Origin of the sequence: Nocardia sp. NBC_00416, assembly GCF_036032445.1 — a bacterium.
Lineage (GTDB): Bacteria > Actinomycetota > Actinomycetes > Mycobacteriales > Mycobacteriaceae > Nocardia.
Genome location: NZ_CP107932.1, coordinates 2,501 through 23,211 on the forward strand (window position 1 = coordinate 2,501; position 20,711 = coordinate 23,211).

General features: G+C 67.3%; 16 protein-coding genes, 2 rRNA genes and 1 pseudogene (1 of these 19 cut by a window edge). 17 read left to right on the plus strand and 2 right to left on the minus strand.

The window, feature by feature from the left end:
• The 3 genes and pseudogenes from OG804_RS00010 to OG804_RS00020 all read left to right on the plus strand — a co-directional run.
• A 23S ribosomal RNA gene (locus tag OG804_RS00010) occupies positions 1-2,890 on the plus strand; it begins 241 nt to the left of the window's first position.
• 138 nt (positions 2,891-3,028) lie between these two features.
• Positions 3,029-3,145 (plus strand): 5S ribosomal RNA (gene rrf, locus OG804_RS00015).
• A 701-nt stretch (positions 3,146-3,846) separates the two neighbouring features.
• Positions 3,847-4,800, plus strand: a pseudogene (locus OG804_RS00020) (hypothetical protein); the annotation flags it as partial.
• A gap of 7 nt (positions 4,801-4,807) precedes the next feature.
• Here the strand turns inward: OG804_RS00020 and OG804_RS00025 are convergent.
• Entirely contained in the window at positions 4,808-5,296 is a 489-nt protein-coding gene (locus tag OG804_RS00025) for a GyrI-like domain-containing protein (protein WP_328392507.1), read from the minus strand.
• Between the two features lie 412 nt (positions 5,297-5,708).
• Here OG804_RS00025 and OG804_RS00030 point away from each other — a divergent pair, with 412 nt between their 5' ends.
• From OG804_RS00030 to recN, 5 genes are read left to right on the plus strand one after another with little or no spacing between them, the layout of a single operon-like run.
• Positions 5,709-6,590, plus strand: coding sequence for an HAD-IIA family hydrolase (locus tag OG804_RS00030; protein ID WP_328398158.1), 882 nt, complete (start codon positions 5,709-5,711; stop codon positions 6,588-6,590).
• 13 nt (positions 6,591-6,603) lie between these two features.
• A complete protein-coding gene (locus tag OG804_RS00035; RefSeq protein WP_328392509.1) occupies positions 6,604-6,885 on the plus strand; it encodes a hypothetical protein in 282 nt (93 codons plus the stop codon).
• A 1-nt stretch (position 6,886) separates the two neighbouring features.
• Positions 6,887-7,708, plus strand: a complete 822-nt coding sequence (locus tag OG804_RS00040) for a TlyA family RNA methyltransferase (RefSeq protein WP_328392511.1) — start codon at positions 6,887-6,889, stop codon at positions 7,706-7,708.
• Complete coding sequence (locus tag OG804_RS00045; RefSeq protein ID WP_328392513.1) at positions 7,705-8,676, plus strand: NAD kinase; 972 nt, start codon at positions 7,705-7,707, stop codon at positions 8,674-8,676. The genes OG804_RS00040 and OG804_RS00045 overlap by 4 nt, the downstream gene beginning before the upstream one ends.
• A complete protein-coding gene (gene recN, locus OG804_RS00050; protein ID WP_328392515.1) occupies positions 8,654-10,426 on the plus strand; it encodes a DNA repair protein RecN in 1,773 nt (590 codons plus the stop codon). Before OG804_RS00045 ends, recN begins: the two co-directional genes overlap by 23 nt.
• An 84-nt stretch (positions 10,427-10,510) precedes the next feature.
• Here recN and OG804_RS00055 read toward each other — a convergent pair whose 3' ends face one another.
• Entirely contained in the window at positions 10,511-10,930 is a 420-nt protein-coding gene (locus OG804_RS00055) for an SRPBCC family protein (protein ID WP_328392517.1), read from the minus strand.
• Between the two features lie 170 nt (positions 10,931-11,100).
• Here OG804_RS00055 and steA point away from each other — a divergent pair, with 170 nt between their 5' ends.
• From steA to OG804_RS00100, 9 genes are all read left to right on the plus strand, one after another.
• Entirely contained in the window at positions 11,101-12,312 is a 1,212-nt protein-coding gene (gene steA / locus OG804_RS00060) for a putative cytokinetic ring protein SteA (RefSeq protein WP_328392520.1), read from the plus strand.
• 65 nt (positions 12,313-12,377) lie between these two features.
• A complete protein-coding gene (locus tag OG804_RS00065; RefSeq protein WP_328392522.1) occupies positions 12,378-12,581 on the plus strand; it encodes a hypothetical protein in 204 nt (67 codons plus the stop codon).
• A gap of 159 nt (positions 12,582-12,740) precedes the next feature.
• Entirely contained in the window at positions 12,741-14,468 is a 1,728-nt protein-coding gene (locus tag OG804_RS00070) for a CTP synthase (RefSeq protein WP_328392524.1), read from the plus strand.
• On the plus strand, positions 14,465-15,121 hold the full coding sequence (locus OG804_RS00075; protein ID WP_442941699.1) for an NUDIX domain-containing protein: 657 nt from the start codon (positions 14,465-14,467) through the stop codon (positions 15,119-15,121). Before OG804_RS00070 ends, OG804_RS00075 begins: the two co-directional genes overlap by 4 nt.
• Positions 15,122-15,134: 13 nt before the next feature.
• Complete coding sequence (locus tag OG804_RS00080; RefSeq protein WP_328392526.1) at positions 15,135-16,082, plus strand: site-specific tyrosine recombinase XerD; 948 nt, start codon at positions 15,135-15,137, stop codon at positions 16,080-16,082.
• 533 nt (positions 16,083-16,615) lie between these two features.
• Positions 16,616-17,422, plus strand: a complete 807-nt coding sequence (locus tag OG804_RS00085; RefSeq protein ID WP_328398162.1) for a ParA family protein — start codon at positions 16,616-16,618, stop codon at positions 17,420-17,422.
• Entirely contained in the window at positions 17,419-18,321 is a 903-nt protein-coding gene (locus OG804_RS00090) for a segregation and condensation protein A (protein WP_442941700.1), read from the plus strand. The genes OG804_RS00085 and OG804_RS00090 overlap by 4 nt, the downstream gene beginning before the upstream one ends.
• A gap of 141 nt (positions 18,322-18,462) precedes the next feature.
• Positions 18,463-19,125, plus strand: a complete 663-nt coding sequence (gene scpB / locus OG804_RS00095; protein ID WP_328392528.1) for an SMC-Scp complex subunit ScpB — start codon at positions 18,463-18,465, stop codon at positions 19,123-19,125.
• 199 nt (positions 19,126-19,324) lie between these two features.
• Positions 19,325-20,662 carry a pseudouridine synthase gene (locus OG804_RS00100; RefSeq protein ID WP_442941701.1) on the plus strand — a complete coding sequence of 446 codons (1,338 nt, stop codon included), beginning with the start codon at positions 19,325-19,327 and terminating at the stop codon, positions 20,660-20,662.
• Positions 20,663-20,711 lie beyond the last annotated feature (49 nt).

Genomic DNA, 20,711 nt, shown 5'->3' on the forward strand with positions numbered 1-20,711 from the left:
GTGAGTAGTGGCGAGCGAAAGCGGATGAGGCTAAACCAGTTGGATGTGATAGCCGGCAGGCGTTGTCCGATTGGGGTTGTGGGGCTCATTTTCTTGTCACTGCCGTGGCGAGCAACAGTCAGAAAAGTGCGTGTTAGCTGAATTGGTCTGGGACGGCCAACCGTAGACGGTGAGAGTCCGGTAGGCGAAAACATGTTCTCTGTTGTAGTGAGTACCCGAGTAGCAGCGGGCCCGTGAAATCTGCTGTGAATCTGCCGGGACCACCCGGTAAGCCTGAATACTCCCTGGTGACCGATAGCGGACTAGTACCGTGAGGGAAAGGTGAAAAGTACCCCGGGAGGGGAGTGAAATAGTACCTGAAACCGTGCGCTTACAATCCGTTAGAGCCTTCGAGCAGCTTGCTGCTGGGGGTGATGGCGTGCCTTTTGAAGAATGAGCCTGCGAGTTAGTGGCATGTGGCGAGGTTAACCCGTGTGGGGTAGCCGTAGCGAAAGCGAGTCCGAATAGGGCGTTTGAGTCGCGTGTTCTAGACCCGAAGCGGAGTGATCTACCCATGGCCAGGGTGAAGCGACGGTAAGACGTCGTGGAGGCCCGAACCCACTTAGGTTGAAAACTGAGGGGATGAGCTGTGGGTAGGGGTGAAAGGCCAATCAAACTCCGTGATAGCTGGTTCTCCCCGAAATGCATTTAGGTGCAGCGTCGCGTGTTTCTCACCGGAGGTAGAGCTACTGGATGGTCTAGGGGGCCCACAAGCTTACCGAAATCAGCCAAACTCCGAATGCCGGTGAGTGAGAGCGCGGCAGTGAGACTGCGGGGGATAAGCTTCGTAGTCGAGAGGGAAACAGCCCAGATCGCCGGCTAAGGCCCCTAAGCGTGTACTAAGTGGAAAAGGATGTGGGATTGCGCAGACAGCCAGGAGGTTGGCTTAGAAGCAGCCACCCTTGAAAGAGTGCGTAATAGCTCACTGGTCGAGTGATCCTGCGCCGACAATGTAGCGGGGCTCAAGTACACCGCCGAAGCCGCGGCAGTCACACAATACATCCGCATCGGACTACGGTTCGGTGTGCAGTGGTGTGGCTGGGTAGGGGAGCGTCGTGTAGCCAGGGAAGCAGCGGGGTGACCTAGTTGTGGAGGCTGCGCGAGTGAGAATGCAGGCATGAGTAGCGAAAGACGAGTGAGAAACTCGTCCGCCGAATGACCAAGGGTTCCTGGGCCAGGTTAATCCGCCCAGGGTTAGTCGGGACCTAAGGCGAGGCCGACAGGCGTAGTCGATGGACAACGGGTTGATATTCCCGTACCCGTGTATCCGCGCCCAATGGCGAGGCAGTTGTGCTAAGTGTCCAGGACCGGATGGACCTCCTTCGGGAGGCCGGATGGCGATGCACACGACCCTGGCTGTAGTAGTCAAGCGATGGGGTGACGCAGGAAGGTAGCTGGGCCAGTCAGTGGTTGTACTGGTGTAAGCCTGTAGGGCGCAACATAGGCAAATCCGTGTTGCATATAGCCTGAGAGGTGATGCGTAGCCGATTGAGGCGAATTCAGTGATCCTATGCTGCCGAGAAAAGCCTCTAGTGAGTTGATACACGGCCCGTACCCCAAACCGACACAGGTGGTCAGGTAGAGAATACTAAGGCGATCGAGAGAACTGTGGTCAAGGAACTCGGCAAAATGCCCCCGTAACTTCGGGAGAAGGGGGCCATGTCCGGTGAACGCCTTTACGGTGGGAGCTGGGTGTGGCCGCAGAGACCAGAGAGAAGCGACTGTTTACTAAAAACACAGGTCCGTGCGAAGTCGTAAGACGATGTATACGGACTGACGCCTGCCCGGTGCCGGAAGGTTAAGAGGACCGGTTAGCGCTTCGGCGCGAAGCTGAGAATTTAAGCCCCGGTAAACGGCGGTGGTAACTATAACCATCCTAAGGTAGCGAAATTCCTTGTCGGGTAAGTTCCGACCTGCACGAATGGCGTAACGACTTCTCTGCTGTCTCGACCACAGACTCGGCGAAATTGCATTACGAGTAAAGATGCTCGTTACGCGCGGCAGGACGAAAAGACCCCGGGACCTTCACTATAGCTTGGTATTGGTGTTCGGTACGGTTTGTGTAGGATAGGTGGGAGACTGTGAAACGGGCACGCCAGTGCTCGGTGAGTCGTCCTTGAAATACCACTCTGATCGTATTGGACCTCTAACCTCGGACCATGATCTGGTTCAGGGACAGTGCCTGGTGGGTAGTTTAACTGGGGCGGTTGCCTCCCAAAATGTAACGGAGGCGCCCAAAGGTTCCCTCAGCCTGGTTGGCAATCAGGTGTTGAGTGCAAGTGCACAAGGGAGCTTGACTGTGAGACTGACAGGTCGAGCAGGGACGAAAGTCGGGACTAGTGATCCGGCACCGGCAAGTGGAAGCGGTGTCGCTCAACGGATAAAAGGTACCCCGGGGATAACAGGCTGATCTTCCCCAAGAGTCCATATCGACGGGATGGTTTGGCACCTCGATGTCGGCTCGTCGCATCCTGGGGCTGGAGTAGGTCCCAAGGGTTGGGCTGTTCGCCCATTAAAGCGGCACGCGAGCTGGGTTTAGAACGTCGTGAGACAGTTCGGTCTCTATCCGCCGCGCGCGTTGGAAACTTGAGGAAGGCTGTCCCTAGTACGAGAGGACCGGGACGGACGAACCTCTGGTGTGCCAGTTGTCCCGCCAGGGGCACGGCTGGTTGGCTACGTTCGGAAGGGATAACCGCTGAAAGCATCTAAGCGGGAAGCCTGTTCCAAGATGAGGTTTCCCACCACCTTGAGTGGTTAAGGCCCCCTACAGACCATGGGGTTGATAGGCCGGAACTGGAAGCGCAGTAATGCGTGGAGGTGACCGGTACTAATAGGCCGAGGGCTTACCAACAAAGATTGCTACGCGTCCACTGTGCGGTGTCTGAAACAACACACAGACACCCGAACTACACGTTCACACGTTTTTCGTGGTCATCGAGACCGTGATGTGTGAGGGTGGGGTTGGGGTGTGTGGATAGTTTCATAGAGTTACGGCGGTTATAGCGGCAGGGAAACGCCCGGTCCCATTCCGAACCCGGAAGCTAAGCCTGCCAGCGCCGATGGTACTGCACTCGACAGGGTGTGGGAGAGTAGGACACCGCCGGAACATACTTTCGCGATAGGGGACCCAGAATCTGGGTCCCCTATCGGCGTTTCTCGACCAGAATTCATTTTTTCGGTTGGGATCGATCGCCCGATACCCCGCCTCGTCCGGTCGGATTTTCTGACGCGGGTCCGCGGCCCGTAAACTTGCTGTGAGCAGAAGTTCACACCCGATCGATGCAGTCGTGTCGACCAGCCGTGTCACTGAGAGAGGGATCCGCCGTGCCGGAACAGAACAATGGCCGGAAACCGTTCCGGCGCAATTCTTCCGGACCGAATGCCGGTTTCCGTCGAGGCGACGCCACCGGGGACGACAGGCGCGTTTCCGGTGAATCCGCCGGCGACCGCGATCCCGGCCGCGCGGGCGGCCGGGGCGGCTTCCGCCGTGATGACGAGAAGCGCGGAGATTCGCAGCGGGGCCGGGAGTCGGATCGTGGTGATACCCGCGGCCGGACGGGAAGCGGCGGCGGTTTCGGCGGCGACAAGACGCGCGGTCCCCGGCCCGATACGGGTGGCCGTCCAGAACGTGGGGGATCTTCCACCGAACGTGACCGCGGGGGTGAGCGGTCCGGCGGTCGCGGCGCCGACACATCGCGGCGGAGCTGGGACGAGAACCGTCCGCGTGGCCCTCGGCCGCAGTCCCGCGCGGACGGTGACAAGCGTGAGCACGGAACTCGTGAGCGTGGTGATTTCCGTCCACAGAACCGTTCTGCTTCCGACGACCCGGAGCGGGGCCGTGGATTCCGCGGCGCCGCCGGGGCGCGCGCGGAAGGGCGAGGCGCAACGGATGAGCGGCGATTCGGTCCACGCGGTGGGAACGACCGGGGCGACCGTGGATCCGATCGACCGCGCCGGGAGCACAGCGGCCCGGGAACCGGCAACGGATCAGGCGGATACCAGCGCGGCGGCGAGGATGCCGGTCCCGGCGGTCCCCGGCGCCGCGGCGGGGAGGGCGGCGGCCGCGGTGTCGATCGTCGTCCGCCGCGTCCTGAAGAGCCCGACCTTCCCGAAGAAGTCCAGGCCGGTGACCTGGACACCTCGATCAGGCGGGATCTGCTGAGCCTGGACAAGGGCAACGCGGAAACCGTGGCCAGGCATCTGGCGATGGCTGTGCAGATGCTCGACGATGATCCCCAATTGGCGCTTGCGCACGCCCGGGCCGCCCGGCAGCGGGCAGGACGGATCGCCGTCGTCCGGGAAACCGCCGGAGTAGTCGCCTATCACGCCGGTGAATGGGCCGAGGCGCTGTCGGAGTTGCGTGCCGCTCGGCGGATGGCCGGTGGTACCGGACTGCTGGCGGTGATGGCGGACTGCGAACGCGGCCTCGGCCGACCGGAGCGCGCCATCGAACTCGGCCGCAGCGACGAGGGCCGGGCGCTGACCGGCGACGAAGCGATCGAACTCCGGATCGTGGTCGCGGGTGCGCGGATGGACCTGGGCCAATTCGACCAGGCGGTGGTCACCCTGCAGACCTCCGACCTCGATCCGGCACGGACCGGTTCAGGTCCGGCGCGGCTGTTCTACGCGTACGCGGACGCCCTGGTCGCGGCCGGCCGAACCGATGAGGGGCTGACCTGGTTCTTCAACGCGGCCGCTGCGGATCTCGACGGTGAGACCGATGCCGAGGAGCGGGCGGCGGAGCTGACCGGAGAGGCGTGACGGCCGGTCAGGCCGGCGAAATCACCCAGTTGAGTTCGGTGCGCAGATCGGCCGGGTCCATCTGCGGGTTCGGCTCGGTGAGGTAGACCTCCCAGCGTTCCGTCGCAGGACCGAGACCTCGGTCGGTGATCCAAGCACGCAACCGCTCCCAGCTGGAGCCGAGCGCGTCGAAGCTGCCGTGGTGCACCACCCGGGCGATCCGGCCGGCCGGGAGCCGACCGGGGACGACGACTCCGTCGGGACTGATCCGGCGGTCGACCGGGAAGCCGACCTCGAGCTCCGTGGACGGTCCTTGCGTGATTCCGTAGCGGGACAGCGCCGGCCCGGTGATGAGGGCATTCTGTGCGGCGATCGCCGACGGCAAGAGACCGAACGAGGTGTCGAAGAAGGCGATCGTTTCCGCCGGGGCCACGTTCCCGCGGACGACTGCGGTGGTCGTTTCGGCGACCTCGAGCAGTCGGGGTTCTGTTGCCCGGTCGGTGGGGTCGGCTGGCATAGGTTTCCTCCCTGAGGCGTGCGACCGTGTCGGTGCGATGCGGTTCCGAAGAATTCGGACGCCCCGCGCCACCGGAATTCATCGCCGAACTGCGACGAGTCGCCCGACGGCTCCCGGATCATCCTCCGTGTGGCCGTGTGGCCGTGTGGCCGTGTGGCCGTGTGGCCGTGTGGCCGTGTGGCCGTGTGGCCGTGTGGCCGTGTGGCCGTGTGGCCGTGTGGCCGTGTGGCCGTGTGGCCGTGTGGCCGTGTGGCCGTGTGGCCGTGTGGCCGTGTGGCCGTGTGGCCGTGTGGCCGTGTGGCCGTGTGGCCGTGTGGCCGTGTGGCCGTGTGGCCGTGTGGCGCGGTGGTGAGTGGGTGTTCGGGGCGTCGGGGGTAGGACGTAGGGTCCGGATGTGCGGGAATCGAGTGGGATGCCACGGTTGAGGGATCGGTACGAGGCGCTGCTGCTGGATCTGGACGGGACCCTGTACCGCGGGCCCGCGGTGATCGAGGGTGCGCCCGCTGCGCTGGCGGGCGGAGGGCAGCACCTGGTGTACGTCACCAACAACGCGAGCCGGGCGGCCGGCTCGGTGGCCGCGCATCTGGCCGAACTCGGATATCTCGCCGCGGAGGCGGATGTGGTGACCAGCGCGCAGGCGGCAAGCCGATTATTGGCCGAACGACTGGAACACGGTGCGGAGGTTCTGGTCGTCGGAACCGACGACCTGGCCGCCGAGGTCAAGGCGGTCGGGCTGCAGCCGGTACGGCGTGCGGCGGAAACGGTGGCGGCGGTGGTCCAAGGGCATTCACCGCAGACCGCGTGGCCCGATCTGGCCGAGGCGTCCTACGCGCTGCGCGCGGGAGCGCTCTGGGTAGCGGCCAATACCGACCGGACGTTGCCGAACGAGCGCGGGCTCGCGCCGGGGAACGGGGCGATGGTGGCAGCCCTGCGGGCAGCGTCGGACCGGGAACCTGTGGTGGCGGGCAAACCGTTTGCGCCACTGCTCGAGGATGCGCTCGTGCGGGCCGGCACGCGAGCGGCGCTGGTCGTGGGCGATCGACTCGATACCGATATCGCGGGGGCGCAGCACGTGGCCCTCGACTCGCTGCTGGTGCTCACCGGTGTCAGCACTGTGGACGAACTGGCCGGTCTACCCGACGAACTGCTGCCGACGTATATCGCCGACAGTTTGGACGCGCTGAATCATCCGCCGGTGCCCGGCCGTATCGAGGTTGCCGCGGTCGGCGCGGAACTGCGATCGCACCCCGGCCGCGCCCTGACGGTCCGCGCGCCTCGTTCGGAAATCCGATAGCGTTGACCTCACGATGACTACCCCGACTCCCCGCCCGAACGATCCCGGCGCCGCCCGCCCCGCGGCGCCGCTGCCCGGTCGACATCTGCCCGGGGCGCCAGGGCACGCTGAACCCGCCGATCCGGACCGGATTCGCGCCGAGGTCCGTGAACTGCTCGCCGAACTCGACACCGCGCCGGCGGCGGGAGCATCCGGGGACGATACTGTCGGCGTCGATCTGGCCCGCCGTGCGCACATCCTGGACCAGGCACACGAGGTGCTGGTGCAGGCGCTGGCGACGGTGGACAAGATCTGAGGTGGCCAGGCGGGCGCGGGTGGACGCGGAGCTGGTCCGCCGTGGTCTGGCGCGGTCACGGGAACACGCGGTGGAATTGATCGGCGCCGGGCGGGTGCTGATCAACGGTTCCGTCGCGGTCAAACCCGCCACGGCGGTGGAGACGGGAACCCCGTTGCTGGTGAAGGAACAGGTCGACGAGGTCTCCTGGGCATCGCGTGGGGCGCATAAACTGCTGGGCGCGCTGGAGACGTTCGAACCGCAGGGGATCGACGTCTCGGGCCGGCGCTGCCTGGATGCCGGGGCGTCGACCGGTGGTTTCACCGACGTGCTGCTGAGCCGTGGCGCGCGCGAAGTGGTGGCGGCCGATGTCGGCTACGGCCAACTGGTGTGGCGATTGCGCACCGATGAGCGTGTACAGGTGCACGATCGGACCAATGTCCGCAATCTGACCGCCGCCGAGATCGGTGGTCCGGTCGAAATCGTGGTCGCCGATCTGTCGTTCATCGCGCTGGCGCTGGTACTGCCGGCGTTGGCGCAATGCGTGGTGCCCGGCGCCGATCTGCTGCCGATGGTGAAACCGCAGTTCGAGGTCGGTAAGGACCGGGTCGGCTCCGGCGGGGTGGTACGTGATCCGGTACTGCGCGCCGACGCGGTGTGCGGGGTCGCCGCCGCGGCCGCGGGCCTGGGGCTGCACACGCGGGGCGTGGTGGCCAGTCCGCTGCCCGGCCCGTCGGGGAATGTCGAATACTTCTTATGGCTGCGCCGCGACGAATCGGGGCGCTACGACGCCGACGAGGTGGCGGCGCTGGTACGTAGAGCGGTCGAGGAGGGGCCACAGTGACGGATGTGCCTCGGAAGCGCGAGATACTGCTGGTCTCTCATCCCGGCCGGGCCGAGATCAGCGAGACCGCGCATCGGGTCGCGAAGATCTGCGCGGAGGCCGGAATCGGTTTGCGGGTCCTCGCCGACGAGGCCTACAGCACTCGATTCGATTCGGGGTTCGAGCCGGTGACCGAATCCGGGGGCTACCCGGTGCAGGTGGTCGAGCACGAACTGGAGGCCGCGCTGGGCTGCGAGATGGTGCTGGCACTCGGTGGCGACGGCACCCTGTTGCGCGCCGCGGAACTGGCTCGGCACGTCACGGTGCCGGTGCTCGGTATCAATCTGGGGCGGATCGGCTTTCTCACCGAGGCCGAAGCGGAGAACCTGGACGAGGCGCTCGCCCAAGTGGTGCGGCGTGATTATCGCGTCGAAGAGCGGATGACCCTCGACGTCAATATCCGGCTCGACGACGAGGTCATCGAACACGGTTGGGCGTTGAACGAGGCCAGTATCGAGAACGCCGCCCGAATGGGTGTTCTGGAAGTGGTGCTCGAGGTCGACGGCCGCCCGGTGTCGTCCTACGGGTGTGACGGAATTCTTGTCGCGACCCCTACCGGATCCACGGCGTATGCTTTCTCCGCGGGCGGGCCGGTGGTGTGGCCGGAACTGGAAGCGCTGCTGGTGATTCCGAGCAACGCGCACGCGCTGTTCGCGCGCCCCCTGGTGACCAGCCCGGATTCGCGGATCGCGGTCGAATCGGTTGCCACCGGCCACGATGCGATAGTTTTCCTGGATGGCAGGCGCACCCTCGCACTGCCGCGGGGCGGCCGGGTCGAAGCGGTCCGGGGTGCCGAGCCGGTGCGATGGGTGCGGCTGGATTCCGCGCCGTTCGCGGATCGGATGGTGCGCAAGTTCGAGCTGCCGGTCACGGGTTGGCGGGGTCGGCGGCGAACGGAGGGCACACGTGCTGACAGAGATAAGAATTGACGGACTGGGCGTTATTTCCACGGCCACCGCGCAATTCCACGAAGGGCTGACTGTGCTCACCGGTGAAACCGGAGCGGGCAAGACGATGGTGGTCACCAGCCTGCACCTGCTGAGCGGGGCGCGCGCCGATGCCGGGCGCGTCCGGCTCGGGGCGAACCGCGCTGTGGTGGAGGGCCGGTTCACTCTCGACGATGTGAACGCGGCCGCGCGCGCCGACGCCGAGGCCGTACTGGAATCGGCGGCCGCCGTCGCCGACGACGACGGCACGGTGATCGCGATCCGCACGGTCGGCAGCGACGGGCGTTCGCGGGCGCATCTGGGTGGTCGCGGTGTCCCGGCTTCGGTGCTGGCCGACTTCACCGCACCCATGCTCACCGTGCACGGGCAGAACGACCAGCTGCGATTACAGCGGCCCGAGCAGCAGTTGCACGCCCTGGACCAATTCGCCGACGCGACAGTGGGGCCGCTGCTGCGGGACTACGTCGAACACCGTCGTGTCTGGCTGGAAGCCCGGAACGCACTGCTGGAACGGACTGCCCGCGGCCGGGAGATGGCGGCCGAAGCGGAACGCCTCACGCAGTCCCTGGCCGAAATCGACGGGGTCGCGCCGGAATCGGGGGAGGACGATCGGCTGGTCGCGGAGATCCGGCGGCTCAGCGATCTGGATTCGCTGCGTGAGGCGGCGGCTACCGCGCACGAAGCGCTGGCCGGGCCGGCCGACAATCCCAGCGAGGGCATCGGTGCGCTCGACGCGCTGGGTGTGGCCCGTTCCCGGGTGGAGGGCGCGGAAGACCCGGCGCTCGCCGCGCTGTCGCCGCGTCTTGCGGAGGCGATCGCGGTGGTGGTGGATCTGACCACCGAGCTGAGCGGATACCTGTCGGATCTGCCGTCCGATCCCGGGGCGCTGGATTCCATGCTGTCGCGGCAGGCCGAATTGAAATCGCTGACCCGCAAATACGCGCCCGATATCGACGGGGTGCTCGCCTGGGCGGATGAAGCACGGACCCGGCTGGGTTCGCTGGATGTGTCGGAGGAGACGCTCGCGGCGCTGGGCGCGGAGGTCGAGGCGGGCGCCGAGCGGGTGCGTGCCGCGGCGGTGAAGTTGTCCGCGGCACGGACCGCGGCCGCGGGGGACCTGGCGGCGGCGGTGAGCGAGGAACTGAGCGGACTGGCCATGGGGAAGGCGCGGCTGGACGTCGAGGTGCGGCCGATGCCGGCCGGGGCGCAGGATTCGGCGCCGCTGCTGATCGACGGCACCGAATTGCACGCGGGGCCGGGCGGAGTGGACGAGGTGGAGTTCCGGCTGGCCGCGCATTCCGGTGCGCAGTCGCTGCCCTTGAGCAAGAGCGCCTCCGGCGGCGAGCTCTCCCGGGTGATGCTGGCTCTCGAGGTGGTGCTGGCGGGTGCCGAGCACGGGGCGACGATGGTGTTCGACGAGGTGGACGCGGGTGTCGGAGGCCGGGCGGCGGTCGAGATCGGACGGCGGCTGGCGCGACTGGCCCGCACCCATCAGGTGATCGTGGTGACCCATCTGGCGCAGGTGGCGGCCTTCGCCGACACCCATCTGGTGGTCAATAAATCCGATGACGGTGCGGGCACGGTGGATTCGGGAGTGCGGGCGCTCACCCAGGACGAGCGGATCGTGGAACTCGCCCGGATGCTGGCCGGGCTCGACGATACCGAGACGGGCCGCGCACATGCCTGGGAACTGTTGAACACCGCGCGCGCCGAGCGGATGGCGGCGTACTGATCCGGACACCGGATGGTCGCGCGAAGCGGTCGGTGGGATCCGGGTGCGGCCGCCGACGTCGGCGGCCGCACCCGGATCCGCCGGTCAGCGAACGGCTTTGCGGGCAGCCGAGATGAACTGGTTGATCAGGCCTTTGAGGCCGACTTCGAGGACCTTGTCCGGAACGGGGAGCGAAGGGTCCGAGGTCATCGTGTAGGAGACCCGGGTGCCGTTGTCCGCGTCGGCGAAGGTGATGACGCCGGTGTGGCTTTTCACCGGAGCGCCCTTGACGATCTTGTATTCCATCCGCTCGTTCGGCACCAGTTCGGTGATCTCCTCGACCACCCCGACCGGTCCGACGCCGATCTTGTGCTGTGCGCCGACGCCTTCTCGTTCGGTAGTGCCCTGTTTGACGAGCGTGACGTTCACTGCCAGGAACGGGCTGATGCTCTCGCGGTCGGCGAACAGCCGGTACACGGTCGCGCGCGGGGCGGCGATCACGGTATCGACGGTGGTGCTGGCCATGGAGTCTCCTCTTCGAATAGCTGTGCCCGGCAGCATACGGCGCGTAGGCGCCGATTTCCGCGCCGCGTAGAACGGGTCGGTCGCAGCCGGGTAACTGATCGATTGCCGTGGGTGACGGATATGCGGCGTGTCTCCATCGAAGGTTGAGGGTTTGCGGCGATCATCGCTGCATGAGGATGCTGGCGCTGCTGTCGAAGAATTCCGATACGCTGCCCGGCCGGACCGGGATCGCCCGGGTCGACCGCGATACGCGGCGACTACTCGCGCGGGTCGGACCAGGTGAAATCGCGATCCTCGACGAAATGGACCTGGATCAGGTCACCGCCGACCGGCTGCTCGCCGCCGGGGTGGCCGCGGTGGTGAACACCTCGCCGTCGATATCGGGCCGCTATCCCAACCCCGGGCCCGAGCTCCTGGTGGCCGGCGGTGTGCTGCTGTTGGACACGGTCAGCTCCGATGCCTTCGGCCGGATCAAGGACGGGGCGCGGGTGCGGATAGAGAGCGGCGTCGTCTACGCCGATCGCTTCACCCGCAAGGACCCCGAGGTGCTGGTCGAGTGCATCGAACTGGACGAGAGCGGGGTCGCCGAACGGCTGTCGGAGGCGCGAAACGGGCTGGCCGGGCATCTGGAGTCCTTCGCGGGTGACGCGCTCGAATTCATCCGTTCCGAATCGTCGCTGCTGATGGACGGTATCGGGGTGCCCGAGCCGGATCTCGACCTGAACGGCCGGCAGGTGGTCGTGGTGGGCGACGGTCCCGGTCATGTCGAGGATCTGCGGAAACTCAAACCGTTCATCAAGGAGTACGCCCCGATCATGTTCGGGGTGGGACAGGGTGCGGAAGCCGTACGCCAGGCCGGCTACCGGCTGGATCTGATCGTCGCCAACCCCGACGAACTCACCGTCAGAACCCTCACCTGCGGCGCCGAGTTGATCGTCCCGGCGGAGCTGGACGGTTACGCCGACGGGCTGGACCGGGTGAAGGAGCTGGGTATCGGCGCGATCACCTTCCCGGGATCCGGGACACCGGCGGATCTCGCACTGCTGCTGGCGCACCATCACGGCGCGGCGCTGATCGTCACCGCGGGCGCGGCGGCCTCACTCGAGGAGTTCTTCGACCGCGGCCGCCGGGACAGTAATCCGGCGACCTTCCTGACGCGGCTGAAGGTCGGGGGAACGATCATGGACGCGACCGCGGTGGCCACGCTGTACCGGAGCCGGGTCTCCGGTGCGATCGTGGCATTGCTGGTGCTGGCGGCGCTCGTCGTGCTGATCGTGGCGGTCCTGGCGGCCGGGCACGGCGGTGAGATGCTCACCATGGCGCAGGACATGTGGAATCGGGCGGAGTTGTGGGGCCGGGAGACGCTGGGCCGGTCCGGGTAGGTCGTACTGTCGGGTCCGGGTCGTGGCGGCCCCTGTGTGCCGCCGGGCGGGTGGTTCGGCGGGCGGTGGAGTTCAAGGTGCCGGTGCACTACGTCGTCGACGCCGGCGCGCACATCGGGGTGTTCTCGCGACTGCCGCGCCCACGGCACTGGGCGGTACTCGCCGACTCGCCGATCCGGCCCGGGGGTCGTCGACGCGCAATCGCGCAGCATTTCCGGGGAATCGTCGGAATCGGACCGCAGGCTTCGCGCGGATATCCCGAGATGTGAGAGAAGTGGCCGGTGGTGCGGCCGAGACGGCAGGGCAATGGTTGTGCGGGTCCGTTCGGCCGTTCGGCGTCGGCCGATGGGAAACGGATACGGCGATCCGGTGGTTAACCGGGGGTGGCGGTCGATCGTCGCGCAGGTTTCGTGTTACCGTGAAGACCCGTGGGTCATACACGGATTCAGGCGCGGGCGGACACCAAACATATCTTCGTCAGTGGTGGCGTCGCCTCTTCACTCGGTAAGGGCCTCACCGCCTCCAGTCTCGGTCAGCTGCTGACCGCGCGGGGGCTACGGGTCACCATGCAGAAGCTCGACCCCTATTTGAACGTCGACCCCGGCACCATGAATCCGTTCCAGCACGGAGAAGTGTTCGTGACCGAGGACGGCGCCGAGACCGATCTCGACGTGGGGCACTACGAGCGATTCCTCGACCGGGACCTCTCCCGGGATGCCAATGTCACCACCGGTCAGGTGTACTCATCGGTGATCGCCAAGGAACGGCGCGGCGAGTATCTGGGCGATACCGTCCAGGTGATCCCGCATATCACCGACGAGATCAAGGCCCGCATCCTGGCGATGCGCGGACCGGATCTGCAGGGGCACGAGCCGGATGTGGTGATCACCGAGATCGGCGGCACCGTCGGTGACATCGAATCCCAGCCGTTCCTCGAGGCGGCTCGCCAGATCCGCCACGATGTCGGCCGCGACAACGTCTTCTTCCTGCACGTGTCGCTGGTGCCGTATCTGGCCCCCTCGGGTGAACTCAAGACCAAGCCCACCCAGCATTCGGTGGCCGCGCTGCGCAGTATCGGCATGCAGCCGGACGCGCTCATCCTGCGCTGTGACCGCGAGGTACCGGCAGGTCTGAAGAGCAAGATCGCGCTGATGTGCGATGTGGAGGTCGACGCGTGCATCTCCACACCGGACGCGCCGTCGATCTACGACATCCCGAAGGTGCTGCACCGGGAGGGCCTCGACGCCTACGTGGTGCGCAAACTCGGGCTGCCCTTCCGCGACGTCGACTGGACCGTCTGGGGTGATCTGCTGGACCGCGTGCACGCGCCGCGGGAGACGGTGGAGGTCGCGCTGGTCGGCAAATACGTGGACCTGCCCGACGCCTACCTGTCGGTCACCGAGGCGCTGCGGGCGGGCGGCTTCGCCCACCGGGCGAAGGTGAAACTGCGCTGGGTGCAGTCCGACGACTGCGAGACGGCGGCCGGTGCGCAGGCCGCGCTGCGTGATGTGGACGCGATCCTGATCCCGGGTGGGTTCGGGATCCGCGGGATCGAGGGCAAGGTCGGGGCGATCCACCACGCGCGGACCCGCGGGTTGCCGCTGCTCGGGCTGTGCCTGGGACTGCAGTGCATGGTCATCGAGGCGGCCCGTTCGGTGGGACTCACCGACGCCAACTCGGCCGAGTTCGAACCCGAGACCGAGCACCCGGTGATCTCCACCATGGCCGATCAGGAGCAGGCCGTGGCCGGGGAAGCCGATCTGGGCGGCACCATGCGGCTCGGCGCCTACCCGGCGGTCCTGGAGAAGGGGTCGGTGGTGGCGCGGGCCTATCACGCCACCGAGGTCTCCGAACGGCACCGGCACCGGTACGAGGTGAACAACGCCTACCGCGACAAGATCGCCAGTAGCGGGTTGCGGTTCAGCGGCACCTCTCCCGACGGGCATCTGGTGGAATTCGTCGAACTGCCCGCCGATATTCACCCGTTCTTCGTCGGCACCCAGGCCCATCCCGAACTCAAGAGCCGTCCGACCCGCCCGCATCCGCTGTTCGCCGAGCTCATCGCCGCCGCGCTGCGGTACAAGCTGGCCGAACGGCTTCCGGTCGATATTCCCGGTGAGGAAGAGCTGGCCGGCACCTCCGAGCGGGTGTCGTGACGGCCGCGGACCCGGTGCCGGGCAGTCACACCTTCCGGACCGTCGACAGCCGGGTCGTGTACTCCGGCGCGATCCTCGCGCTGCGGGTGGACCGGGTCGAGATGCCGGACGGTCGGATCGCGGAACGTGAGGTGGTCGAGCATCACGGGGCGGTGGCGGTGGCCGCCGTCGACGACGACGGCCGGGTGGTGCTGATCCGGCAGTACCGGCATCCGCTCGGTGCGCGGCTGCTGGAGCTACCGGCCGGGCTGATCGATATCGCCGGCGAGGATCCGTTACAGGCCGCGCAGCGCGAGCTCGCCGAGGAGACCGGGCTGGCCGCGCGGGAATGGTCGGTACTGGTGGATGTGGCATTGTCGCCGGGGTTCACCGACGAGGCGCTTCGGGTGTATCTGGCGCGCGGGCTCACCGAGACCGAGCGGCCGGCGCCCGAACACGAAGAGGCCGACCTGGAGCTGGTGCGGATGCCGGTCGCGGAGGCCGTACGGGCGGCGCTGTCGGGGTCGATCGTGAACGCCACCGCGGTAGCCGGGCTGTTGGCGCTGAGCGCGGCCGGGGCCGCGGATCTGCCGTTGCGTCCGGCCGACGCGCCGTGGCCGGGCCAGCCGGACGCACTGTTGCGTCGCCAGGCGGCGCGACGAGCCGCGGACTGACCGGGGGCCCGCGGTGCGGGAGGCCGATATCTTCCTGGACCATCTCGCGGTGGAACGGGGCGCGGCGCCGAGCACACTGTCCGCGTACCGGCGAGATCTGGCCCGCTACCGGGAATTCCTGAACGCGCGCGGGATCGCGGACCTCGAATCGGTCGTCGAGAACGATATCGGCGAGTTCGCGGTCGCGCTGCGGGCCGGGGACGCCCAGCATTCGCCGCTGGCGCCGGGATCGGTGGCACGAGCGTTGATCGCGGTCCGGGGACTGCATCGTTTCGCGGCCGCCGAAGGTATGACCGGCGCGGATGTCGCGCACGCGGTGAAACCGCCGGTGGTGGGGCAGCGGCTGCCCAAGGCGCTGCCGATCGATCAGGTGCTGCGCCTGCTGGAGTCCGCGGGTGCGGAAGCCGGATCGGGCGGTGAGGGCGCGGCCCGCGGACTGCGGGACCGGGCGCTATTGGAACTCCTGTACTCGACCGGAGCGCGGATCTCGGAGACCATCGGGCTCGATCTCGACGATCTCGATCCGGAGAGTCGAGCGGTCGTGCTCCGCGGCAAGGGCGGTAAACAGCGAATCGTCCCGATCGGGCGGCCCGCACTGGCCGCGGTGGACGCCTATCTGGTGCGCGGCAGGCCGGTACTGGCGGCACGCGCGCACTCGGGGCGGCGGGCGCCGGGAGCCGCCGCCGCGGTGTTCCTGAACATTCGCGGGGGCCGTTTGTCCAGGCAGAGCGCCTGGCAGGTATTGCAGCGGGCCGCCGAGCACGCGGGGATCACGGCCACCGTGTCACCGCATACGCTGCGGCATTCCTTCGCCACCCACCTGCTCGACGGCGGCGCGGACGTGCGGGTGGTGCAGGAACTCCTGGGTCACGCGTCGGTGACCACCACCCAGGTCTACACGCTGGTCACCATCGGGACGTTGCGTGAGGTGTGGGCGACCGCGCATCCGCGAGCCCGTTGAGCGTCCGTGGATCTCGGTGGGGTGGAAGCGGATCAGTGTGCTTCCGGTCCCGTGGTGGCACTGGACGGGACGGGTAGGCGGTGGCCGGAGACGCGTCGATTCGCTCGCGGCGGTGGCCGCACCGGCCGCTGTCGCGGGTACCGGGTGTCGATGGGGCTCCGCCGGATACGGGCCGATGAGGCAGTGGCGTCTCGGTGCCGGGGCCACTCTGGGGCAGGCGAAAGCGGCAGGTCCGGGACTTGCGGGGAACACGCCGTACCTACACGCGGCGCTGAAGCGTGGTCAACCGGTAGCGTCTAGGTCTAGCCGGACCGTGGCGAAAGCGAGACCGTGCCTTGATCGGCCTCGTTACGCTCTACGAGGTGACGGACGGGTAGGAAACGTATAAGGAGCAGCGGATCGTGACGACAGCCGGAGCGGCGAACTCGCCCAAGGGCGCTGAGAGCGACGATCGCGCCGCGTCCGTGTGGGGCGCGGGCCCCGAACCCGTCCCCGCCGACGCCGCATTGGGGCCCACCGGGCGCCCTCTGCGCATGGTCCCCGATCCACCCGATCCATCGCACGAGGGCAATGCGCTCATCGTGGCGATGTGCAACCAGAAGGGCGGGGTCGGCAAGACCACCTCGACCATAAATCTCGGTGCGGCGCTGGCCGAGTACGGCCGCCGCGTGCTGCTGGTCGATCTCGACCCGCAGGGAGCGTTGTCGGCGGGACTGGGTGTGGCACACCACGATCTGGATCAGACCGTGCACAACATGCTGATCGGGTCTCCGATCGGCGCCGACGACGTCCTCATGCAGACCAAGGTCGAGAATCTGGATCTGCTGCCGAGCAATATCGATCTCTCCGCGGCCGAGATCCAGCTGGTGAACGAGGTCGGGCGCGAACAGTCGCTGGGACGCGCGCTGGAACCGATCCGCAACCGCTACGACTACATCCTCATCGATTGCCAGCCCTCGCTGGGGCTGCTCACGGTGAACGCGCTCGCCTGCTCCGACGGTGTGATCATTCCGATGGAATGCGAATACTTCTCGTTGCGTGGGCTGGCGCTGCTCAACGACACCGTGGAGAAGGTACGGGACCGGCTCAATCCGCGGCTGAGCCTGTACGGCATCGTGGTCACCATGTTCGATGCCCGGCTGTTGCACTCCCGTCAGGTGATGGCACGTGTGGTGGAGGTCTTCGGGGACCTGGTGTACGACACCGCGATCGCGCGGACCGTCCGGTTCCCGGATGCCAGCGTGGCCGGTGAGCCGATCACCACGTGGGCGCCGAAATCCAGTGGGGCCGAGGCGTATCGGGCGATGGCACGGGAAGTCATCCACCGGTCCGGTCGGTGAGCGGGGCGTCCCGGCCCGCACCGTCGACGACGAGCTCCCTCGCCCCGCCCGCGGATCAAGCGGGCACGGCATCGGAGAAAACCGGTTTCCATCTGCGGCTGAGCAATTTCGAGGGCCCATTCGACCTGCTGCTGCAGCTGATCTCGCAGCGCCGTCTCGATGTGACGGAGGTGGCGCTGCACAAGGTCACCGACGAGTTCATCGCCTACACCAAGGCGCTGACCGCGAGTTTGAGCCGGCCGGGCAATTCACTGCGCACGGATAAGATCCTGGACCAGACCACCGAGTTCCTGGTGGTGGCCGCGACCCTGCTGGATCTGAAGGCCGCGCGTCTGCTGCCCTCGGGCGAGGTGACCGATCCCGACGATCTGGAACTGCTGGAGGCGCGGGATCTGCTGTTCGCCCGGCTGCTGCAGTACCGGGCGTTCAAGCAGGTCGCCGAGCTGCTCGGGGAGCTCGAGGCGGCCGCGCTGCGCCGCTATCCGCGCGCCGTCGGACTGGAGGAGCGGTTCGCGAGTCTGCTGCCGGAGGTCAACCTCGGTGTGGATGCGGCCGAGCTGGCCGAGATCGCCGCGGCCGCCTTCCGGCCCCGGCCGATACCGACAGTGGGCCTGGACCATCTGCACGCGCATACGGTGTCGGTGGCCGAGCATGCCACGCTCTTGCTGGAACGACTCCAGGCCCGGGGCGTGGGCACTTGGACCTCCTTCGCCGACCTGGTGGCCGACTGCGCGGCGCCGATCCAGATCGTGGCGCGATTCCTGGCGCTGCTCGAGCTGTACCGGGGCAGGTCCATCGAATTCGACCAGCCCGATCCGCTGGGCCCGCTCGCCGTCCGCTGGATCGGGGACGAGGAGGCCTCGGCCGCGCCGATGACCATCGAAGAGGACTACGGATGATGCGATACCTCCGCCTGCGCTCCGGCCTCCGCGTCCGTATGCCGACCGATCGCCGGTCTCGGTCGTGCCCGGACCACACAGCACGAGCGGGATCGACCTCGACCCGAGTAGATGGCGGTGTTCGTACGCGGAGGACAGAACATGAGTGAGACCGAGGCTGTGACCGAATTCGCGCCCGAGTCGTTGGACCACGACGAATTCCGGGCGGCGCTCGAGGCGCTACTGCTCGTTGTGGACACTCCGGCGCCGGTAGAGCAGCTGGCGGCGGCCCTGGACGAGTCCCCGCAGCGAGTGGAGGGGACACTGCGGGAGATGTCGGCGGAACTGGTCTCCCGGCGCAGTGGAATCGATCTGCGTTTCGCCGGAGACGGGTGGCGCTTCTATACTCGCAGCGAGTACGCACCGTATGTGGAGCGTATGTTGCTCGACGGCGCCCGGTCGAAGCTGACCAGGGCGGCTCTGGAGACGCTGGCGGTGGTGGCATACCGTCAGCCGGTGACCCGGGCACGGGTCAGTGCGGTGCGCGGTGTCAACGTCGACGGTGTGATGCGCACCCTGCTGGCCAGGGGTCTGATCACCGAGGCGGGCGCCGACCCGGAAACCAACGGCACGCTGTACGGCACCACCGAACTGTTCCTGGAACGGATCGGATTGGCGTCATTGAGCGATCTGCCGGCGCTGGCGCCCTTGCTGCCGGGCGTCGACCTGATCGACGAGATCAACGACAGCCTGGAAACGGATCCCCGTTACACCAGGCTGCGCAAACCCGCCGAGGACGATCTGAACCTCGGCGCCGAGGATTGACAGGAAAATCGTGAATACACCCGCTCGCCGAGATGGCACACCGGATCGTAGGAAACGCGGCGACCAGCCCACCCGGGCCGGTCGCGGGCGTGGCGCCCCCCGTGGATCGGGGGAGGCCCGCCGTAGCGGAAGTGAGCCGCCCCGGACCGGCCGCGCCGGTGGACCGCGCAGTGCGGAGCGCGGGGCGCGCAGCGAACAGGTGCAGCGACCCGGGCGTACCGGAAGCGCTGACACGCCGACGGGCAGCCGTGGCGCCCGTCCGGCCACCGGTCGTGGTTCTGCGCCGGCAGGTCGTGGAGGTTCGCCCGCAGGGAGTCGTGGGGGTTCCGCGCCAGTAGGCCGTGGAGGTTCGCCCGCGGGAAGTCGTGGAGGTTCTGCGCCGGCAGGTCGTGGAGGTTCGGCCACGGGGGGTCGTGGGGGTTCCGCGCCAGTAGGTCGTGGAGGTTCGGCCACGGGAAGTCGTGGAGGTTCCGCGCCAGTAGGTCGTGGAGGTTCGGCCACGGGAAGTCGTGGAGGTTCTGCGCCAGTAGGTCGTGGAGGTTCGGCCACGGGGGGTCGTGGGGGTTCTGCGCCAGTAGGTCGTGGAGGTTCGCCCGCGGGGAGTCGTGGGGGTTCCGCCACCGCGGGCCGGAGCGGCTCGGCCGGAGCACGGACCGGTGGGCGTCCCAGCGGCGGCGCCACAGCCCGTAAGAGTCCGGCCGCGCGCTCCGGCGGCGGCTCTCCGCAGCTGAACAACGCCAAGCCCGCCCGCCGCCAGTATGTGGTGGAGCAGGGTGAACCCGGCCACGAGAAGATGCCGTGGGGCGAGGGCGAACGTCTGCAGAAGGTGCTGGCCAAGGCCGGTGTCGCATCGCGCCGGGCGGCCGAGGAGATGATCGACCAGGGTCGCGTCGAGGTGGACGGCATCATCGTGCGCGAGCAGGGCCTGCGTATCGACCCGGAGAACGCCGTGGTGCGAGTGGACGGCACCCGGGTCGTGGTGCGCGCGGAGTTGGTCCATCTGGCACTCAACAAACCCAAGGGCTGGCAGTCCACCATGTCCGACGATCTGGGCCGCCCCTGTGTCGGCGATATCGTCGCCGAGCGGGTCGCGGCCGGGCAGCGGCTCTTCCATGTCGGCCGGTTGGACGCCGACACCGAGGGACTGCTGCTGCTCACCAACGACGGTGACCTCGCGCACCGGCTGATGCATCCGTCCTACGAGGTGTCCAAGACCTATCTGGCGACCGTCCAGGGCGAAGTGCACCGCTCGATCGGAAAGATCCTGCGTGAAGGTGTGGAACTCGAGGACGGCCCGGCCGAGGTGGACAGCTTCCAGGTTCTGGAGACCGACGGGGGACGCTCCCTGGTCAAGGTGGTTTTGCACGAGGGGCGTAAACATATCGTGCGCAGGCTGCTGGACGCGGTCGGGCATCCGGTGACCCGGCTCGTGCGCACCCATATCGGTCCGGTGATCCTGAACGATCAACGTCCGGGCACGCTGCGCGTGCTGGGACGCGACGAAATCGGCAAACTCTACGAGGCGGTGTCGCTGTGAACGGTGTGGAAGCCCCGGTGGGGGTCGTAGCGGACGCGGCGCGCGACCG